At 64.7% G+C, this 18,616-nt stretch carries 16 protein-coding genes and 1 pseudogene; 10 read left to right on the top strand and 7 right to left on the bottom strand.

Going from position 1 to position 18,616, the window contains the following annotated elements; genetic code table 11:
* From ADT71_RS30105 to ADT71_RS31935, 3 genes and pseudogenes are all read left to right on the top strand, one after another.
* Positions 1 to 100: pseudogene (locus tag ADT71_RS30105) on the top strand (IS5/IS1182 family transposase); the annotation flags it as partial.
* Between the two features lie 69 nt (positions 101 to 169).
* Entirely contained in the window at positions 170 to 667 is a 498-nt protein-coding gene (locus ADT71_RS31940; RefSeq protein WP_197282926.1) for a LysR family transcriptional regulator, read from the top strand.
* Positions 610 to 1,056, top strand: a complete 447-nt coding sequence (locus tag ADT71_RS31935; protein WP_197282927.1) for a substrate-binding domain-containing protein — start codon at positions 610 to 612, stop codon at positions 1,054 to 1,056. The genes ADT71_RS31940 and ADT71_RS31935 overlap by 58 nt, the downstream gene beginning before the upstream one ends.
* 253 nt (positions 1,057 to 1,309) lie before the next feature.
* On the opposite strand, the gene ADT71_RS05745 is transcribed toward ADT71_RS31935, so the two are convergent.
* Entirely contained in the window at positions 1,310 to 1,840 is a 531-nt protein-coding gene (locus ADT71_RS05745; protein ID WP_156336498.1) for a TetR/AcrR family transcriptional regulator, read from the bottom strand.
* Between the two features lie 98 nt (positions 1,841 to 1,938).
* Here ADT71_RS05745 and ADT71_RS05740 point away from each other — a divergent pair, with 98 nt between their 5' ends.
* From ADT71_RS05740 to ADT71_RS33015, 3 genes are read left to right on the top strand one after another with little or no spacing between them, the layout of a single operon-like run.
* Positions 1,939 to 4,266: a TonB-dependent receptor gene (locus tag ADT71_RS05740; RefSeq protein WP_054435763.1), complete on the top strand. Its 2,328-nt coding sequence runs from the start codon at positions 1,939 to 1,941 to the stop codon at positions 4,264 to 4,266.
* A gap of 32 nt (positions 4,267 to 4,298) precedes the next feature.
* Positions 4,299 to 5,375 (top strand): metallophosphoesterase, encoded by a 1,077-nt coding sequence (locus ADT71_RS05735; protein WP_231635625.1) that lies wholly within the window; start codon positions 4,299 to 4,301, stop codon positions 5,373 to 5,375.
* Positions 5,345 to 5,596, top strand: coding sequence for a hypothetical protein (locus tag ADT71_RS33015; protein WP_231635624.1), 252 nt, complete (start codon positions 5,345 to 5,347; stop codon positions 5,594 to 5,596). The genes ADT71_RS05735 and ADT71_RS33015 overlap by 31 nt, the downstream gene beginning before the upstream one ends.
* Before the next feature lie 165 nt (positions 5,597 to 5,761).
* Here the strand turns inward: ADT71_RS33015 and ADT71_RS05730 are convergent, their stop codons facing one another.
* Both ADT71_RS05730 and ADT71_RS05725 read right to left on the bottom strand, forming a co-directional pair.
* Positions 5,762 to 7,333 (bottom strand): amidase, encoded by a 1,572-nt coding sequence (locus tag ADT71_RS05730; RefSeq protein WP_082370174.1) that lies wholly within the window; start codon positions 7,331 to 7,333, stop codon positions 5,762 to 5,764.
* Between the two features lie 104 nt (positions 7,334 to 7,437).
* Positions 7,438 to 8,487 carry an ornithine cyclodeaminase gene (locus ADT71_RS05725; protein WP_054435762.1) on the bottom strand — a complete coding sequence of 350 codons (1,050 nt, stop codon included), beginning with the start codon at positions 8,485 to 8,487 and terminating at the stop codon, positions 7,438 to 7,440.
* A 145-nt stretch (positions 8,488 to 8,632) separates the two neighbouring features.
* On the opposite strand from ADT71_RS05725, the gene ADT71_RS05720 reads away from it, so the two are divergent.
* The 4 genes from ADT71_RS05720 to ADT71_RS05705 all read left to right on the top strand — a co-directional run bounded on the left by ADT71_RS05720 (position 8,633) and on the right by ADT71_RS05705 (position 13,233).
* The gene (locus tag ADT71_RS05720) at positions 8,633 to 9,070 is read left to right on the top strand and encodes an Lrp/AsnC family transcriptional regulator (RefSeq protein WP_054435761.1); all 438 of its coding nucleotides are present in this window, start codon (positions 8,633 to 8,635) and stop codon (positions 9,068 to 9,070) included.
* Between the two features lie 117 nt (positions 9,071 to 9,187).
* Complete coding sequence (locus tag ADT71_RS33010; protein ID WP_231635623.1) at positions 9,188 to 11,143, top strand: hypothetical protein; 1,956 nt, start codon at positions 9,188 to 9,190, stop codon at positions 11,141 to 11,143.
* Complete coding sequence (locus ADT71_RS33005) at positions 11,143 to 12,480, top strand: amidohydrolase family protein (RefSeq protein WP_231635622.1); 1,338 nt, start codon at positions 11,143 to 11,145, stop codon at positions 12,478 to 12,480. The genes ADT71_RS33010 and ADT71_RS33005 overlap by 1 nt, the downstream gene beginning before the upstream one ends.
* Positions 12,481 to 12,636: 156 nt before the next feature.
* Positions 12,637 to 13,233: an FMN-binding negative transcriptional regulator gene (locus ADT71_RS05705; RefSeq protein WP_054435755.1), complete on the top strand. Its 597-nt coding sequence runs from the start codon at positions 12,637 to 12,639 to the stop codon at positions 13,231 to 13,233.
* A 74-nt stretch (positions 13,234 to 13,307) separates the two neighbouring features.
* Here ADT71_RS05705 and ADT71_RS33000 read toward each other — a convergent pair whose 3' ends face one another.
* The 4 genes from ADT71_RS33000 to ADT71_RS05690 form a co-directional block, all read right to left on the bottom strand.
* Positions 13,308 to 14,618: a TonB-dependent receptor domain-containing protein gene (locus ADT71_RS33000; RefSeq protein WP_231635621.1), complete on the bottom strand. Its 1,311-nt coding sequence runs from the start codon at positions 14,616 to 14,618 to the stop codon at positions 13,308 to 13,310.
* Positions 14,561 to 15,994: a TonB-dependent siderophore receptor gene (locus ADT71_RS32995; RefSeq protein ID WP_231635620.1), complete on the bottom strand. Its 1,434-nt coding sequence runs from the start codon at positions 15,992 to 15,994 to the stop codon at positions 14,561 to 14,563. The genes ADT71_RS33000 and ADT71_RS32995 overlap by 58 nt, the downstream gene beginning before the upstream one ends.
* Positions 15,995 to 16,187: 193 nt before the next feature.
* Positions 16,188 to 17,234 (bottom strand): PAS domain-containing sensor histidine kinase, encoded by a 1,047-nt coding sequence (locus ADT71_RS05695; RefSeq protein WP_156336496.1) that lies wholly within the window; start codon positions 17,232 to 17,234, stop codon positions 16,188 to 16,190.
* Positions 17,235 to 17,306: 72 nt separating this feature from the next.
* Positions 17,307 to 18,521, bottom strand: coding sequence for a sigma-54 dependent transcriptional regulator (locus tag ADT71_RS05690; protein ID WP_054435752.1), 1,215 nt, complete (start codon positions 18,519 to 18,521; stop codon positions 17,307 to 17,309).
* Positions 18,522 to 18,616: the final 95 nt, after the last annotated feature.

Below are 18,616 nucleotides of genomic sequence, written 5' to 3'. Positions count from 1 at the left end.
CGTCGCCACCCGTTACGACAAGCTCGCCGCCAACTTCCTCGCCATGGTTCAACTTGCCTCAATGCGGCTATGGCTGCGAGCTTATGAGTCTACGGCCTAGACGGAGTTGCAGGCATTGACTCACAAGGCTAGTGCAAGCAGCCATCAGAAATCTGATGGAACTTGACCCATGTCCCTTGTTCGCTTGCGCACCTTTGTCGAAGTCTACCGTTTGCGCTCTATCTCCGGCGCGGCGCGCAGCCTGGCTCTCACCCAATCCAACGTTTCGCAGCACATCGCCGGATTGGAAGTGGCATTCGGCCGCACCCTGTTCGAGCGCCGGTCGCGCGGGGTGGAGCCTACCATGGCCGCTGACGAACTCGCGCAGGACCTGGGCGACCTGCTCGACCGGGCGGAAGAGGCGATGGGCAAGGCGCGGGCACGCTCGTCCGATCTGGCCGGGGTGATCCGCATCATCGGTCATGCCGATTTTATCGCTGAAGAGATCGTGCAGCATCTGCCCTCGTTGATTGCGGCCGGGATGCGGGTGCGGCTGCAACCGGCGCATCGTGATCTGGTGCAGCAGATGTTGTTGGAGGGGCATTTCGATCTGGGGGTTTCGGCTATCCCATCGTCGACGCTCGTCTGCACAGCGAAATCATCCGTGACGAGCCGGTTCATGCCGTAGCCGCACCGCAGGTTGCCGCCCGCATAAAGGCGGCATCATCGCTGGAAGCGGGGCTCAGGGGAGAGGTCATGGTGGCCTATAATCTGGACCGTCCACTGATCGACACGTGGCTGCGGCATCAGCGCCTGGGACATGTCGATACATCGCCGGGTTTGACGAGCCCGGATTTGCGAGTGCTACGTCAGATGTTGCAGGCCAATGTGGGCTGGTCGGTTCTGCCTGACTATATGTGCCGTGAATATATTGCCGAAGGACGTCTGGTGAAGATCGCGCCGACTTCTACGCCATTGACCAATCCCTACTCGCTGGTCTGGCTGCCTACGGCTCTACGCAATCCGCGCGTGGCGCATGCCCGCCAGACGCTATTGCGGGGGTTGCGCGGCGGATAAGCTGTGGGGTCCGATGCCGGTGGATCAAGATCTGGAACTGCGAACTGCACGACGACCCTGCCTGTGGGGTTTTCCGTCACGCGGTTCGCAAGTCTCGAACACGGTTCCTTGGGCAGGATGGCAGGTCGTCCTAGGCTGTATGCCATGTTCGATGGAACATCGCGGCGTTTATCGGCGGGGGGGCATCGATCAGCCCGGTTCCATTTCCAGCAGTGCCAACGCGCCGTCCACCAGCCTGACGATCTGCGTTCGGTCAGTGTGGTGCGCAGCACGCGACATGGAAGATGATGTTTCCGATCAGCGTATTGAAAGCGAAGTCGCGCACCTGTTCGCTGGTGCCGGGGCGGGCACGTTCCAGCTCGCGCAGGTAGAACGCCTGCTCGTTTGTACCGTGGCGAGCGATGGCGGCGGAGAGGTCGGCATGGTGTTCGGCACTCACCGACATCATCAGCATCGCTGGGCCGCGCGGACCGGCCATGTAAACGCATAGCGCGCGGGCGTGGGCCAGCAGAATTTCGCGCGGGCTCATCGTTTCGTCGATCTTCGGTTCGATCCGGCGCGATGTCTGACCAAGTATCGCCTCGACCAGTTCGGCCTTGTGGGCAAAGCGCCGATAGAGCGTGGAACGGCTGCAACCAGCCAGTTCCGCCACGCCTTCGAAGGTCAGCCCTTCATACCCTTTTTCGGCGAGAATCCGCCAGGTAGCCTCGGCAATGGCCACGTCCTTTTCTTCATCGCGCGGCCTTCCTCGACCGCGTGTCGGCGCTTCCGTTTCGTCCTTCATCGACAGCCCTTCTACCAAATTCAGTCTCACAAATCTGTCACATAATAACGATACACGGCCGTATCGTATTTCGGAATTGTAAATAAGGGATTCGGGTCGTGATCGGAAAATTCGCCTTGTTCTCAAGCGTTCTGGCGCTCAGCGCCGGGCAGGCCCATGCCGGGGAGGTTCCTGCACAGTCCCTCCCGGCGGAAGATGGGTCCGGCGACGCCATCGTCGTCACCGCCCGCAAGGTGAAGGAAAAGATCGGGGACGTTCCGCTCGCCATCACCGCCATTGGCGCGGAGGACCTGCGCCGCAATGACCATATCCGGTTGGAGGACCTCAACCAGCTCGTCCCCAGCACCAATGTCGTCGTCACCAACGGTCACCAGACCAGCATCTCGATCCGCGGCATCGGCAACAATCCGGGCAGCGACGGGCTGGAGAACAGCGCGGGTGTCTTCATCGACGGCATCTACCTGGGCCGTCCGGGCATGGCGGCGAGCGACTTGATCGACATTGCGCAAGTCGAAGTGCTGCGCGGTCCCCAGGGGACGCTGTTCGGCAAGAATACGACCGCAGGCGCTGTCAACATCACCACCGAACTGCCGCAGTTCGATTGGGGTGGCCGAGGGGCAGTGACGAACGGGCGCTTCAACTACCAGCAGTACCAGGGCACCGTCACCGGCCCGATCAGCGACAATCTCGCTTTCCGCCTGACCGGCTATGACACCACGCGCAACGGTATCGTCAAGAACATCACCAACGGCGACAAGGTCAGCGATCTTGGGCGGCGCGGTGCGCGTTTGCAGCTTCTCTACAAACCTTCCGCCGATCTCAGCATCCGGCTGATCGGTGAATATGCGCGCGAGCAGCAAAGTTCGGGGGCGGTCACTGTGATCCCGAGCTGGGGTCTTACCCCATCCGCTATCCAGACCAAGCTGGACGCCACCGGCGCCACGCTCGCGATTGATCCGGATGGTCTTACCACCGCTGCCGCCGGCCCGTACAGCACTGGCACCCGTCAGGGAGCGGGCTCCGCCGAAATCAACTGGAACTTCGGCAGTGGCTTCACGCTGACTTCGCTCACCGCCTATCGCTATTGGCAATACGACAGCGCCTCGGACACCGAAGGCAGCAGCGCCGATGTCATGTACGGCGGTTATCACATCAAGAACGACCAGTTTACGCAGGAAGTCCGTCTGGCCTTCCCGCGCATGGGCAACGTCGATGCGGTGGCGGGTATCTATTACTTCTATCAGAAGGTCGATACGACGCAGTACGTCTCCTATGGCGAGGATGCGGCGGCGTGGCTGGCGGGCATGCCCACCGCGACGATCAAGGCCTATGCTCCTTACTCGGCGGCGCTGGCGACCCTGCTGGCCTATAACGGCACGCGCTGGGATACGCATGCCGCGCCGGAAACCAACAGCATCGCCGGCTTCGGTCAGGTCAACTGGCATGTGACGCCGAACTGGAACGTGACTGGCGGCCTGCGTGTCACTTACGAAACCAAGCAGGAAGACGTGACCCGCCCGGTGCCGGTCAGCACCGCGACCGGCGATCCTGTCGCTGCGCTCGCCTCGCAGGCGGCAGGACCGATCCATGCGCGCATTTCCAACACGGCGCCTTCGTTCCTGTTCAGCACCGACTACCGCTTCACCCCTGAAGTGATGGTCTATGCGCTGGTTTCGCGCGGGCAGAAGGCGGGCGGTCTCAACACCACGCTGCCGCCTTCAGGGCTTGGCGCCGACGCGCTTAAAGTGAAGCCGGAAACGGCGACCAGTTATGAAGCCGGCATCAAGGGCGACTTCCTCAACCATGCGCTAACCGTCAACCTTGATGTGTTCCGCACCGATATCCGCAATTATCAGGCCAACGTCCTGATGGAGGTGAACGATCAGGTCGTGCAGCTTCTGACGAACGCCGGCAGTGCCCGCACGCAGGGTGTGGAAGCCGAAGCGACGTTGCGCCCGATACGGGGATTCACGCTCCATGGCTTCGTCGCCTACAATGACGCCAAGTACCGCGAGTACACCGAAGGCCCATGCCCTGTCGAAACGACCGGACAGGCGACCTGCGACCTCTCGGGCCGCGCGATTGCGGGTGCTCCGAAGTGGACGGCCGGTATCAACGGCTCCTACGAGCATGAAATCGCCTCCCGCCTCATCGGCTATGCCAGCGCCGAATTCTCCTATCGTTCCAGATACTTCGGTTCGCTTGACGATTCCGCGCTCACCCGCACTGGCGGTTACGGGCTGCTGAACCTGCGTGCGGGCGTGCGCATCGACGACAACTGGGATCTTTCGGTCTGGGGCCGCAACGTCACGGACAAGAAGTACGCCACCAATTACTTCAACTACGGCTCGGTCCTGCCGGGCACTTACGTTGCCTTCTTCGGCGATCCGGCGACTTACGGCGCGACGCTGCGCTTCTCGTTCTGACCTTTCCTGACATCTCTCGGAGCCATGGAATCATGAAAACGCTTTCCCGCCTTCTCGCCCTTTGCACTTGCCTTACCGGTGTGGCGCTTGCTTGCGCGCCTGCGACAGCCGCAGACAAGGCCGACGACAGCTTCACCATCGCGGTAATCCCCGATACGCAGAACTATGTCGACTACACCCACCAGACCGGTGAGGGCTTTGCATTCGACGCCAGCAAGATGTTCCTCGACCAGATGGCCTTTGTCGCCGTCAACCTGAAGAGCGCCGGCGGCGATATCGCTTTCGTGGACGGTCTGGGCGACAACTGGCAGCACCAGTCGCTCATGATCGATCCGGCCCACGCGGCCCGTGGCTTCAAGCGCGCCCCCAACCCGATGATGGATGCCCACTTCGCGCCGACCGAGAAGGTCCACACTGTCGAAATGCCGACAGTCCGCCAAGGCTGGGACATGATTGCAGGAAAAGTGCCGTTCTCGGTCGTGCCCGGCAATCACGACTATGATGCGATGTGGACGGATTGGAACCATCCGCCGGCCGCGCAGGTCCGCAGCGCGGCGGATGTAGGCATGCTGCATTCGGGTGGCCTGTCGAACTGGAAGAAGGTCTTCTCGGACCAGTCGCAGTACTTCAAGGACCAGTCGTGGTATGTCGCCAGCCATGACGACGGTGCCGACAGCGCGCAGATTTTCACGGCCGGCGGCTATCGCTTCCTGCACATCGGCCTGCAGTTCGATGCACCCAATGCCTCGCTGAAGTGGGCGGCGGACGTGATCGCCAGATATCCCGGCCTGCCGACCATCGTTTCGATGCATGACTTCCTGAACACCGCCGGCGAACGTCTGGCCAATCCGATCATCGACAACGCAGCCGCCGATCCGGAGGATAACAGCCCCCAGATGATCTGGGACAAGCTCCTCAGTCAGCATGATCAGATATTCATGGTGCTCTGCGGACACGAACACGCGCAGGCCTTCCGCACGGACTTCAATAAATTCGGCCATCCGGTCTACCAGGTGCTGGCAGACTATCAGGACCGTGCGCAGACTGCCAAGATGCCGGGGCAAAGCTGGAGCCAGGCATGGGAATCGGCGACGGCTGGTTGCGCCTGATGACTTTCGACCTCGCCCTGAAGGTGCCGCAGGTGAAAGTGCGAACCTATTCGACGCATTACAAGGTCAATAGCGTGGACGCGTCTGACTATGCCAAGTGGTACAAGGCCGAGGAAAAGCCCAAGTTGACAGATGAGGAATATATGAAGGCGGACGATTTCACTATCGACCTCACCGATTTTCGCACGCGTTTCCGCAAACCTGCGCGATCCGCGAAATAAGCATCCGTAAACATGATGAGCGGGAGAGGGCGTTGGAAGCCGCATTCGCCCGCTCATCATGCAGGTGCTCGGAAATCATCAGCGCCGCGTGTCTCGAGCGCCGCTGAGCTTGCTGCCACCGCTGGCAGCGAACGTGTCCACGACTTCGATGATGGCCCGGGATTATCAGCCTCTGCCGTGCAGTGCCGGCGGCGGCGTGGAGGCGATCCAGGGGGATGCCTTCTCGTAAGCGTTACCCACCTGAAGAACGCCCAGGTCGTCGTGTCGCTTCCCGATGATCTGGAGGCCGATGGGAAGCTTCAGTGCGCCGCCGAAGCCCGCGGGAACGGCGAGTGCAGGCAATCCGGCCATCGTCGCGGGCAGGGTGACTTCCATCCAGCGGTGGTAGCTGTCCATCGGCTTCCCCGCGATCTGCGTGGGCCAGCGCTCCTTGACGTCGAAAGGGAAGACTTGCGCGGTGGGCAGGACAAGGAAGTCGAAATGTTCGAAGGCGGCGTCGAAGGCCTGATAGATGCGGGTTCGCCCGGCAGATGCCTCGGCCAGTTGCGGGCCTGTCAGCTTCATGCCGCCCTCTACTTCCCAGATCGCCTCGGGCTTCATCTGCGCGCGCTTGGCCGGATCGTCGTAGAACGCCTGGAGATCGGCACCGACCGACCACTGACGTAGTATCTTCGCCGTGCGCCACATATCTGGCGCCCGTTCGGCAAGCCTGGCCGCCTCTACCTTCATGCCGATCGCCTCGAAGGCCTTGAGCGCCCTGGCGCATGTGTCGAGGATGCCCGCTTCCATCGGCAAGGCGCCGTCGAGATCGCCCAGCCAGCCGATCCTGCCGCCCTTCCAGTCCCGGTCAAGCGGCCGCGCGAACATGGCGGGATCGTCGCCAAGCGAGAACGGCGATCTCCTGTCGCCACCCGCCTGGACCGAAAGCAGCATGGAGAGATCCGCCACCGTGCGGCCAAGCGGCCCCGATGTCGCGAAGTTCTGCCAGAAAAAGTCGGTGTTGGGGACTGAGGGGACGCGGCCGAACGAGGGGCGCAGGCCGAAGACATTGTTCCAGCCGGGCGGGTTCCGCAGCGAGCCGCCGAAGTCGCTGCCATCGGTCACAGGCACCATCCGCAGTGCCAGCGCGACCGCGCCGCCGCCGGTGCTGCCGCCGGCTGCACGGCCGTGGGCATAGGCATTGTGGGTGGTCCCGAACACGGGGTTGAAACTGTGCGAGCCCAAGGCGAATTCGGGAACGTTGGTCTTGCCGATGAACACGGCGCCGGCCTGGCGCATCCGCGCCACCACCAGGCTGTCGGCAGTCGGGATATTGCCGCGCAGGAGCGGCGATCCTTGCGTCGTGCGTATGCCCTTGACCGGGGCGGTGTCCTTCACGGCATGGGGAAACCCGTGGAGAGGACCGTGGAAGCGGCCGGCGACGGCATCCTCGTCCATCGCTGCCGCCTGTCGCAGCAGCACATCGCCATCCACGCGCGAGACGATGGCATTGAAACGCGGGTTCAGCTTGTCGATATGGGCCAGATGCGCGGCCATCACTTCACGGCTGGAGAGATCGCGCCGATGGATCGCGGCGGAAAGGTCGGTTGCGGTCATCGTGACGATATCGCCCGGACCCGAGCCGTTGGGCCGCGCTCCGGCGAGAGCGGGCGCGGTGCCGGCGGCAAGCACCACGGGGGTCGCTGCCAGAACCGTCCTGCGGTCCATGGTCACGCGTTCGAGGATCGTATCGCCCATTCTCATTCTCCAGTATCGAACGCGGCCGCTTCTTCGCCGTGATATTGGAGCCGTAAAGGTCCAATATCACATTGAAGTGCGGGTCCAGGCGCGTGCTTTCCCCGTCAGGCGGCGGCGCGCTGAAGCATGCCGAACAGGTCACGGGGATCGTCGGGATCGGCAAGGATGTCCAACTGCTGGAAGAATTGCGTGCCTTCCAGCTTGCCCAGTACATAGCGCAGCGCCGAAAAGTCCTCCACCGCGAAACCGACGCTGTCGAACAGGGTGATCTGCCGGGCATCGGCACGTCCCGGCGCCTCGCCGTTCAGGACCTTCCAGAACTCGGTCACGGGATAGGCCGCTTCCATCTGCTGGATCTCGCCTTCGATGCGGGTCTGGGGCTCGAATTCGACGAAAGTCGAGGCGCGCGACAGGATGTCCTTGTGCAGTTCGGTCTTGCCGGGGCAGTCTCCGCCGATGGCGTTGATGTGGATGCCGGCGCCGACCATGTTGTCGGAAAGGATCGTGGAATAGGCCTTGTCGGCGGTGCAGGTCGTCACGATCTGCGCGCCCTCGATCGCCTCCTGCGAGGTTTCGCAGGAGACTACGCCGAGACCGGACCCTTCCAGATTGAGCGCGACCTTGCGGGTGGCGGCGGGGTCGATATCGAACAGGCGCACTTCCTCGATGCCGACGATGGCCTTCATCGCCAGCGCCTGGAATTCCGCCTGCGCGCCGTTGCCGATCATTGCCATGACGCGCGAGTCCGCCGGGGCGAGCTTGCGCGCGACCATCGCCGAAGTTGCGGCGGTGCGCAGGGCCGTTAGCAGGGTCATCTCGGCCAGGAGCAATGGGTAGCCGGTGTCGACACGCGCCAGCAAGCCGAACGCGGCAACCGTCTGCAGGCCCCTGGCGATGTTGCTCGGGTGACCGTTCACGTACTTGAAGGCGAAAGCCTCTCCATCCGAAGTCGGCATCAGTTCGATCACGCCTTCGTCCGAATGGGAGGCCAGCCGGGCGGTCTTTTCGAACATGGGCCAGCGCAGATAGTCCGCCTCGATCGCGTCGGCGAGTTCACGCAGCATGGTCTCGATCCCTAAATGATGCACCAGGCGCATCATGTTCTCGACGCTGACGAAGGGAATGAAGGCGAGGGGGGAAGGAGGCGGGGCCATGAATCTGTCCTTTGGGAAGTGAACCGGACGGATCGTAAGGCGGCACGCTGTTGGTATAAATGGCAAGGTTGCCTTGCAATTCGCCCAATTTTGGAGAATTTTTATAGTCCAATTAGGCAAATTGCATGAATGAAAGTGCTGCTGCGTGGTGTCTGCAAAATTCATCCCCGATGATCTCGATCGGCGCATAATCAGTTATCTGCGGGCGGACGGGCGCGCGTCCCTGTCCAGGATGGCGGATGCCCTGGGCGTGGCGCGGGGCACCGTGCAGAGCCGTCTGGACCGGATGGTCGATACCGGGACGTTGCTGGGTTTCACCATCCGCGTCCGGGACGATTACGACGACTTGTCGGTCCGTGCGGTGATGCTGATCGAAATCACGGGAAAATCGACGACCGAGGTCATCCGCAAGCTGCGGGGGATCGTCGAGATCCGCACCCTGCACACAACCAACGGTAGCTGGGATCTGGTCGCCGACATCCGTGCGGCGAGCCTCTCGGATTTCGATCGCGTGCTGCGGCAGGTGCGCATGATCGACGGGGTGCTCAACAGCGAGACCAGCCTGCTCCTCAGCACGGTCTGACCGGCCGATCCGGCACGCCGGCAATGGTCCCCTCGCCGGATGCAAACTGGATGTTTTGCGGGCGGTGCCCGGACCGCAATGGAATGTGCCCCGATTTATGACGTGAAAGGTGATGCGGTGAACAGGTGGTTGGCGAATTCGGCGATCGTGACGGCCGCGGCGCTGCTTGCAAGCCCGGCGGCTTGGGCGGATACGTTACCGCCGTTGACCGGGCGGGTGATCGAATACGATACCCGGCAAGTCACCTGGCCCGCGCTTGATGTCGCGCCGGATGGCAACACCATCCTGTTCGACTTGCTCGGCGATATCTATGCCCTCCCCGTGCAAGGGGGGAAAGCCCGGCCGATGATGACCGGCGCCGCCTTCGACACCCAGCCGGTGTTTTCGCCGGACGGCCGCCATATCGCCTTCGTCAGCGATCGTGACGGGCGTGACAACCTGTGGATCGCGGATGCCGACGGCAGCAACGCTCGCCGCGTGTCGAAAGACGAGAGCGGGGCGCCGCACTACGGCTCGCCGGCATGGTCGCCAGATGGAAGGACGCTTTACGTGTCGCGCATGATCTGGGGTGTGCTGGCGTTCGAGCTGCTCTCGTTCGACGTGGCGAGCGGTGCTCGCGAAGTGCTGGTCAAGGCGCAGCCGAACGGCGATGATCCTCACCCGGAGCGGCGCAATGCGATGGGCGTGGTCGCCTCGCCCGACGGCAGGAGCCTGTACTACGCCACCAAGCCGGGAACCACATGGACCAGCGGGGCGCTGCCGCACTGGACGATCGTGCGCTTCGATCTGGCGACCCGCCAGCAGCAGGCTTTCATGACCACGCCCGGCGGTGCCATGCGCCCGGCACTGTCGCATGACGGCCGTTTGCTGGCCTATGCCACGCATGAGGGCCAGCATACCGTCCTGCACCTGCGAGACCTTGAGGACGGCTCGGACCGCGTGGTTCATGGTCCGCTGGACCCGGACGGCCAGTCCGGCGGATACTATGTGGACCTGCTGCCCCGCATGGTGTTTTCCGCCGACGATCGCAGCATATACCTGGGGCAGGGCGGCGGTCTGAAGCGGCTCGACATCGCGAGCGGGTCGCTGGCGGACATCCCCTTCGAGGCGCACGTCCGGCACGAGATGGGGCCGGACCTGCGGCGCCAGCACCGCATCGATCAGGGCCCCGTCCATGTCCGCGTGATCCAGACGCCGCGTCTTTCGCCGGACGGCAAGCGCGTGGTGTTCGGCGCCCTGGGCCGTCTCTACATTGCCGAGAACCGCAAGGGCGCCAAGCCCCGGCGCCTTGAGGTGCCCGGTTCCGCATGGCAGCCGAGCTGGTCGGACGATGGCCGTTTTGTCACTTACGTTACCTGGACCGCCAAGGACGCAGGCCATATCTGGATCGCGGCGGCGGATGGCAGGACCGCGCCGCGCCGCATCACGTCGCAGGCGGCCTATTACTCGGAACCGCTGTTTCTGGCGGGCGACCGGGAGGTGGTGGCCTTCAGCGCCAGCCAGCACGACCGGCTCTACCGCTCCGCCGAGAGCCTTGGGCCGATGCCTTCCTCGCTGGTGCGCGTGCCGGCCGACGGGGGCGTGATGACCTCGCTCGGCAGTGTCGGGGCGGCGATGGACTTGCGGCGCGATGCCGATCCGGGGCGGGTGCGCTACTATGCCGATGGCTGGATTTCCTCGCACCCGGTTGACGGCGCAGCATCGGCTGAGGACGCGGCCCGCCATCTGGTCAAGCTGGTCGCGCGGCCCGACAGCCAGTATTTCGACGCGCCCGCGCCGCTGAAGAACGCGCAGCTCAGCGCGGACGGCCGAACCGCGCTGGTCCGTTATGCCTCGCAGCTGTACCTCGTCCCGGTGCCGGAGGCGAAGCAGGGCGAGGCGCCGACCGTTACGGTGAGCGATCCGGCGTCCGGTGCGCGGCGGATTACGGCGATCGGGGCGGACTATATGGACTGGGCGCCGGACATGCGCTCGCTGGTATGGTCGGTGGGCTCGACGGTGCGTCAACTGGATCTGGGCGCGCCGAAAGCGGGAAACCGGCTGCCGTCGAGGCGCGGGCGCGCAGTGCGCTGATGGACGTGCAACTGCCGCGCGACGTTCCGAGGGGCAGGCTGCTGCTGCGCGGCGCGCGGGTCGCCACGATGAAGGGGGCGGAGGTCATCGACGATGCCGACCTGCTTATCGTCGATAATCGCATCGCCGGCATAGGACCTAAAGGCACCTTGAAGGTACCTAACGGCACCGAGGTGCGCGATGTGACGGGCAAGTTCATCGTGCCCGGCTTCATCGACGCTCACGCCCACTGGTTCGAGACACGCCGCCGTATCCTCGACATCGGGCACTGGGATTTCGCCGCCAACCTCGCCTACGGCGTGACCACCGGTCTCGACGTGCAGACCTTCGACCCCGACGTGTTCGGCTATGCGGACATGATCGACGCCGGGCTCATGATCGGGCAGCGCGCCTTCTCGACCGGAGAGGGCGTGTTCCGCACCAGCCCGATGGGCGATCGCGAAGAGGCTATCGCCACGCTGCGGCGCTATTCGGATTATTACCGCACGCCGAACATCAAGGAGTACATGGTCGGCGACCGGGCCGAGCGGCGGCATCTGATCGAAGGGGCGCAGGCGCTGGGCCTGATGCCGACGACGGAAGGCGCGAGCGACTATCGCCTTGATCTGACGCAGATGCTCGACGGTTATGCCGGCAACGAGCACAGCCTGCCGATCGCGCCGATCCATGACGACATGATCCAGATGCTGGTGCGTTCGCGGATCGCCACGGTGCCCACGATGCTGGTGCTCTACGGTGCGCCGGGGCCGCTGGGCGCGATGGTAGCCGGGCATCAGGACGACTTCGACAGCAAGCTTGCCCGCTTCGTGCCCGAGTTCGCGTTCGCGGCAAAACGGGATTCCGCGCAGTGGAACCGTGCGGACGGGCAGGGGTTCGCCCTGTTCGCCCGGCAGGCGAGCGACATCGGCAGCGCGGGCGGTCTGCTGGGCGTCGGCGCTCATGGCATTGTGCAGGGGCTGAGCTATCACTGGGAACTGGAGGCGATGGCATCGGGCGGGGCCAGTCCTGCGCAGATCCTTCAGGCGGCGACGATCGGCTCGGCCCAGGTGATCGGGCGGGCGCTCGATCTCGGTTCGATCGAGCCGGGCAAGCTGGCCGACCTGTTGGTGCTGGACAAGGACCCGCTGGCCGACATTCGCAACACGCGTTCGCTGGAGCTGGTGATGCAGAACGGCCGTCTCTACGACGCCGCCACGCTGGACGAACAATGGCCGCGCCGTAAGCCGAAGGCGGCGCCGTGGTTCGCCGGCATGTCCGGAAGCGAGGTCGCGCTGGCCATGAAGACGGCGGCCGCCTTCGAGGAAGCACAGGGCAACGCCGCCTCGTTCGAGTACTGAGCCTTTTGCCGGGGCGGAAGGCCCCGGCGGGGCCTGGGACCATCCGCCATTCTGGACCCCGCTTTTTGACGATACTGGACCTTGAGGTGGACCAGTGCCTGACCCACTGCACGGATCGGCGCGGTATCTATCGCCGCGTGCACGAGGAGCAGCGCTTTGAATGAATCATTCGCGGCCTATGGCCCGCAGGACGTCCGTTTCCTGATCGAACGGTACCCGCTCGCCTGGGTGCAGTCATGGGCCGGCGGGAATGAGGTTCAGGCATCGCTGCTGCCGCTCGTGGGCGAATATGATGAACAGGGGCAGCTGACTGCACTGATCGGGCACATGGCCCGGCACAATCCGCTCCACCGCGCCTTGCGCGCGCGTTCTGCCGCCCATGTCCTGTTCACCGGGCCGCAGGGCTACGTTTCGCCCGAGCACGCGGGCCTTCGCGACTGGGCGCCCACCTGGAACTATGTGCAACTGAAGATAACGGCGGACCTGCGCTTCGACGATGCACTGACCGGGCCTGCGCTGGAGATCCTGATAGACGAGATGGAACGCTGCCGCCCGGACCCGTGGAGCAAGGAGGAACTGGGCGGGCGCTATTCCCGACTGGCAGATGCGATCATCGGCTTTCGCGCGGAAATCCGTTCGTGCACGGGCATTTTCAAGCTGGGGCAGGACGAACGGCCCGAGGTTCTCTCGCATATCCTTGCCTCGCACCATGACCCGGTGCTGGTGGAGTGGATGCGCCGCTTCAATCCCTGACTTTCGATGCTACAGGCCAAAAAAAGGCGGCGGGTGTGAAACCCGCGCCTTTCCTTTTTGCCGCCGGGCGTTCTTCAGAACTCCAGACGCGCGCCGACCGTCATGTATCGTCCGATCACGTCGTAATACGGCGAGAAGGTCGAGTAGAGCGGCGGGTCCTTGTCGAACAGGTTCGACACGTTGCCGTAGATCTCGAAATGCTTGCCGCCGTCGCCGAAGGGAACCTTCTGGCTCAGTTGCAGGTCGACATAGGCATAGGCGGGGATGCGGTTGTTGGTCAGCGCGGTGCTGGTGCGGTTCCAGTAGCCGGCCGAGATGTAGCGTGCGCGCACCATGCCGCTGAAGCCGTCGCTGGCATAGCCGACCGAGGCATTGGCGCGGATGCGCGGCACGCCGTTGACGAAGGCATAGCCTTGCGATTTCACGTATTCGACCTTGGTCACGCCATCGTCGGTGGTGAAGTGGTTCACCCAGGTGCCCACCAGCCGGAAGTTGAAGCGGCCGTTGGCATCGTTGTTGACCGGCAGCGTGTAGGCCACTTCGGCGTCCACGCCGTCGCTCTTGAACTCCGACAGGTTGACCGAGGACGACGCGACGCTGGTGATGCGGTCCGTGCTGTCGCGGGTGATATAGTCGCACAGGCTGGTATTGCCGCCATCGCAGCGATCGATCAGCACTTGCGCGCTGATGCTGGTGATGACGTCCCTGATCGCGATGTTGAAATAGTCGATCGAGGCAGTCAGGCCGTGCAGCGGGGCGGTGGTGATGCCGGCCGTCCAGGTGTCCGACTTTTCGGGCTTCAGCGAAGGGTTGCCGCCGCCATAGACGACCACGCTGCGGCTGCCGTCATCGGTGTAGCGCGGATCGACGATGTTGACGTTGCTGACCGTCTGGTTCGTGTAGAGTTCGCTGACGTTGGGTGCGCGGATGTCGCGCGAGCGGGTGACGCGGCCGATCACGCCGGGCAGGAATTCGTTGGTGGCGCCCAGTTTCCACGACCATACCGTGCCGCTGGTGCTGTAGTCCGATGCGCGCACGGCGCCATTCAGTTCCAGCTTGCGCAGTACGGGCACATCGCGGATCACCGGCACCACCACTTCGGCGAAGGCTTCCTTGACGTCGTACTTGCCGCGCAGCGAGTTGAACCAGAACGAGGTGAAGGCCTTGGCGGCACCGAGTTCGCCGACCTTCGACACGGTGGACAGGTTGCGCCCTTCGGCGCCGATCGCGATCGAGACCGGCCCGGCGGGAAGGTCGAACGGCTCGCCGCGCAGCGAGACGCCGTAAGTGTCGATCTTGTTGAGGCTGTTCAGGCGCGGCGTGCCGGTCACGTAGTCGATCGCTTCCTGCGAGGGCGCGCCTTCGCCGAACAGGTCAATCGGCACGCAGCCCGCCGCGCCGGAACGGCAGACCGCCTCGCCGTGGCCGGGTCGATCACCGCGTCCACCGCATTGTTGAAGTTCTGGGTGATCAGGAAGCCCGGGGTGTTGATCTTGTTGCGGTACTGGCCGTGGCTGTAATAGGCCCCGTAGCGCCACCGCCCGTCACCGAAGCTGCCGTCGAGCGCGAGCGTGCCCTGGATGCTGCGGCGGTCGAGGTTGATGGTGCTGTACGACAGGTCCGCGTTGTAGCGGGCCATGGTGAAGCTGCCCTGATCCGCATCCGCCAGCATCTGCCTGATGTCGTCGTTCAGGAAGGCGTTGTCGGACTTGATGGTAACGCTGCCGGTGTGGTCGCCGAACCAGGTGTAGCTGTTGTAGTAGCGCGAATAGCGCAGGTCCGCGCTGAGCTTGAGCGTGTCGGTCAGCTCGAACGATGTCTTGGCCATCAGGGTGTAGCGCTGCTGCGGCGTGATGAGCGGGCTGCGTTCGTCGTCGGACGGGCCTTCGCCGCCGACCATGTTGGTGCCGACCACGGTGCCGATATCGGGCGTGCGAAGGCTGCCGTCAGGGTTGAAGCCATAGCCCTTGAGCACGCCCGAGGCAATGTAGCCGCCGATCAGGCGGGTGGCCAGGCCGACATCGGGGGTCAGCGTGTTGCTGATGGTGGCGAAACGGCCGGTGTTCTTGCGGTCGGTCTTCTTGAGGATGCCCTTGTTGTCGAGGTATTCGCCGCCGATCACCAGGTGGCCACGGCCCCCCGCGAAGGCGGTGCCGTACTTGCCCTCGAACTTCACCTGGCCCGCGTCCCCGCGTGAGGACAAGCCGCCCTCGGCGCCGAGGCGCACGCCTTCGTAATCGCTGTCGATGATCATGTTCACGACGCCGGCGACGGCATCGGAACCCCAGGCCGCCGAAGCGCCGCCGGTGACGATGTCCACGCTCTTGACCATGATCGAAGGCACGGTGTTCAGATCGTTGTCGCTGACCAGCCGGCGTCCGTCGACGAGAACGAGCGAGCGTGTCTCGCCGAGGCCGCGGATGTTGATCGGGAAGCGGCCGGCCTGCGCATTGGTGCCCGAGGTCTGGGGCGACTGCGAGGCCTTGAACTGCGGGAGATCGGCCAGCGCGGCGCCGACGTTGGTACGGCTGACCACGTCGAGGTCGGCCTGGGTCATGTGGAGCAGCGGGGTGGGCGATTCGTATCCTGGGCGGTCGATGCGCGATCCGGTGACGACGATGTCGCCGGTCTTGTCCGCATCGGCCGAAGAAGTTTGCGCGCCCGTCTGGGCAAGGGCCGGCGTGGCCGCTGTGCACAGGGCAAGAAGCGCGGTGCCGGCCAGGAAAGGCCGGCGGCGCGCGCGAAGAAGCTGTTCCGTCATTTTAAATCCCTGATTCACGGTCGCCCTCGTCATGGTGAGCGATCTGACAAGGCTCTGTGGCCCGGCGGGGGGATGAAGCAGGTGGCCGGTCCAGCGGAACATCCACTTCAGGGAAATGGAGGGGACCAAGCTCGGACCGGGCTATCGCCCGGCCGGAATCCGGCGCCGGGCGATGTACGCTGCGAGAGCGGTTCTAGTCCGGCAAGATCAGGCAGAAAATCGTCTGATCGCTACGCCAGGTCGAGAGTGTCCCGCCATGGGCATGCGCGATCTGGCGAGCGAGGCTGAGGCCGATTCCGGTGCCTTCGGGCTTGGTCGTGTGGAATGCCCGGAACACCAGCGCCTCGTGTTCGGGCGGGATTCCGTTGCCGTTGTCGCGGACTTCGAAGGCCAGCCCCTGATCCTGACGGCGCACGACCAGTTCGATCCGGGCGTCCGCGCCGCGATCGGCGGTTGCGGCCTCCGCTGCGTTCTGGATCAGCGCCCACAGGGCCTGGCTGATCTGGTCGCGGTCCATCAGCCGGGAAGGGCCTTCCTTGACGTCCACAGAAATCGCGACCTGCGGCCAGCGCCCGGCGCAAAGGCGCGTAAGGTCTTCGATGAGCTGCTCAACCGGGATGGAGCGGAGTTGCGGAGCAGGCAGGCGCGCCAGAATGCGGTAGGCTTCGACGAAACGTTGAAGGCCTTCCGCCTGCCGGGTCAATGTGCCGAGGATCTCGCGAAGCAGCGGCGTGTCGGGCGCGGGGCTGTCGATCGCGGCAAGGCCGCTGTCCGCCAGCGAGACGATCGGCGCCAGGCCGTTCAGCAGTTCGTGGCCGAGCACCTGTATCATTTCGGCGGTCGCCCGCGCTTCCGCCGCGCGTTCTTCCTGCTCGATGTCGATCAGCGTGACCACGGTGCGGCTTTCGGCTGCCAGCAGAACCCTGTCTATCCGCCAGCTGCGTCCCTGATGGCGGAAATGGCTGGCCTGGCCATCGGCCAGCGCGGACGGCACGGGCAGAACCCTGTCGTCCGTCGCGAAGAGCTTGCGCGCCGCACGGTTGAGGGCATGTGCATTGTTCCCCTGTATCGCGAGCATCGGGGTGGGCGCGGCATCGAGCAGCAGACGATGCGAGCCGATTTCCGGCGGCGCGGGCAGAACGGCTTGTGCAGCGGGCACCCGTTCCGTTCCCGAGCGCCAGGCGCGGATCAGGACGATCCAGACCGCGAGCAGGGCGGCGCCGGTCAGCGTGCCCCACATGCCCCGATGCCAGGCCTCGGTCGCACCGCACCGCTCAGGGCGAGCCCGATCCCGGAAGGGATGGCGCCCAGCCTAAAGCCCATAGCGCGCCATGCGACGATAGAGCGCGCCCCGGCTGAGGCCCAGCGCGGCGGCGGCATGAGTCACATTGTGCCGATGTTCGCGCAAAGCCGCCTCGATCATCGCTTTCTCGGCGTCGGTAAGGTCGAAGCTGGCATCCGGGGAACCGGCGGCAACCGGCGCCATCGGCAATGCCAGTGCCGCCGCATCGACCGTTCCGTCCTCCGCCAGCAGCACCGCGCGTTCGATGGCCAGCGCCAGTCCGCGCACTTCATCGTCCCACACGGTCGAGCGGACTGCCTCTTCGGCCGCCGCCGTCAGCCGGGGCGGGGGACGGCCAAAGCGCTCCGCGGCCCTGCGCGCAAAGTGCCGCGCCAGCAGGATGCCGTCGCCTTCCCGCCGGACGAGTGGCGGCACCGCGATTTCGACGGTGGCGATGCGGCGCCGCAGCGCCGGTGACAGGGTGGCGAGATCGTCGGCGATCGCGATGCAGCGCACGGCTGACGGCAGACGATCCAACAGGCGAGCCTGCGCCACTTCGCCCAGCTTGTCGGGGTGACGCAGGATTACCGTGCCGGTGCTGTCCTGAAGGCGAACCCATGCGCCGTCGTCGCGCAGGTCGATCCTGGGGGGCTCCTCCTCGCCCCGCCCGGACGCCGCATGGACGGCCAGCGCCGTGAGCGTGCGCCCGCTGCCGGATGCCCCGGTCACCGTCACCCCGGCTGGGGTGGGGGCCACGCGGCGAACCAGTTCGCGCAGGGCCTGCATCGCCGCGCTTTCGCCGAGCAGCCGGACAGGCTCCGCTTCGGGCGGCATGGCGGTCGGAACCGGGGCGGCAGGGGCGTCCCGCGCGATAGCGGCCTCCACTTTGGCCACCAGTTCGCTGTTTCGCCATGGCTTCATCGCAAAGTCCCGCGCTCCGGCCTGCATGGCCGCCACCGCGATCCGGATGCCGCTGTGCGCCGTGATGACGACGACGCAGGCCGCCGGATCGTCGGCCATGATCCGCGAGAGCAAGGCCAGTCCTTCCTCCCCGTTGGACTGGCCGGGCGTGAAATTCATGTCGAGCAGGATGGCATCGAACCGCCGGCTGGCAAGGCGCGACAATGCCTCTTCCGGGCCGCTGGCCGTATCGAGCCGCCGCCCGGCCAGGCGAAATGCGATTTCCATGGCCCCCGCCACGGCAGGGTTGTCGTCGATCAGGAGAATCGTACCGTCGCTTGACAAGGCGCCTGACTGTCCATTTGCGGACAGTGTGTCCGCGGCCGGACGGTCACTGGGACCGGCATCTTCAAAAACTCCAGCATTCATCGAGGTTTAGG

Source organism: Novosphingobium sp. ST904 (assembly GCF_001298105.1).
Lineage (GTDB): Bacteria > Pseudomonadota > Alphaproteobacteria > Sphingomonadales > Sphingomonadaceae > Novosphingobium.
The sequence above is the reverse complement of the archived record's forward strand: the minus strand, read 5'-3'. Positions and strand labels throughout refer to the sequence as shown.

Bases quoted from the DNA above. Each gene is read 5' to 3' on its own strand.
- ADT71_RS31940 (WP_197282926.1), top strand. From the start codon at position 170: ATGTCCCTTGTTCGCTTGCGCACCTTTGTCGAAGTCTACCGTTTGCGC.
- ADT71_RS05745 (WP_156336498.1), bottom strand. From the start codon at position 1,840: ATGAAGGACGAAACGGAAGCGCCGACACGCGGTCGAGGAAGGCCGCGC.
- ADT71_RS05735 (WP_231635625.1), top strand. From the start codon at position 4,299: ATGAAAACGCTTTCCCGCCTTCTCGCCCTTTGCACTTGCCTTACCGGT.
- ADT71_RS33015 (WP_231635624.1), top strand. From the start codon at position 5,345: ATGGGAATCGGCGACGGCTGGTTGCGCCTGATGACTTTCGACCTCGCC.
- ADT71_RS05730 (WP_082370174.1), bottom strand. From the start codon at position 7,333: ATGGGCGATACGATCCTCGAACGCGTGACCATGGACCGCAGGACGGTT.
- ADT71_RS05725 (WP_054435762.1), bottom strand. From the start codon at position 8,487: ATGGCCCCGCCTCCTTCCCCCCTCGCCTTCATTCCCTTCGTCAGCGTC.
- ADT71_RS33005 (WP_231635622.1), top strand. From the start codon at position 11,143: ATGGACGTGCAACTGCCGCGCGACGTTCCGAGGGGCAGGCTGCTGCTG.
- ADT71_RS32995 (WP_231635620.1), bottom strand. From the start codon at position 15,994: ATGACGGAACAGCTTCTTCGCGCGCGCCGCCGGCCTTTCCTGGCCGGC.
- ADT71_RS05695 (WP_156336496.1), bottom strand. From the start codon at position 17,234: ATGTGGGGCACGCTGACCGGCGCCGCCCTGCTCGCGGTCTGGATCGTC.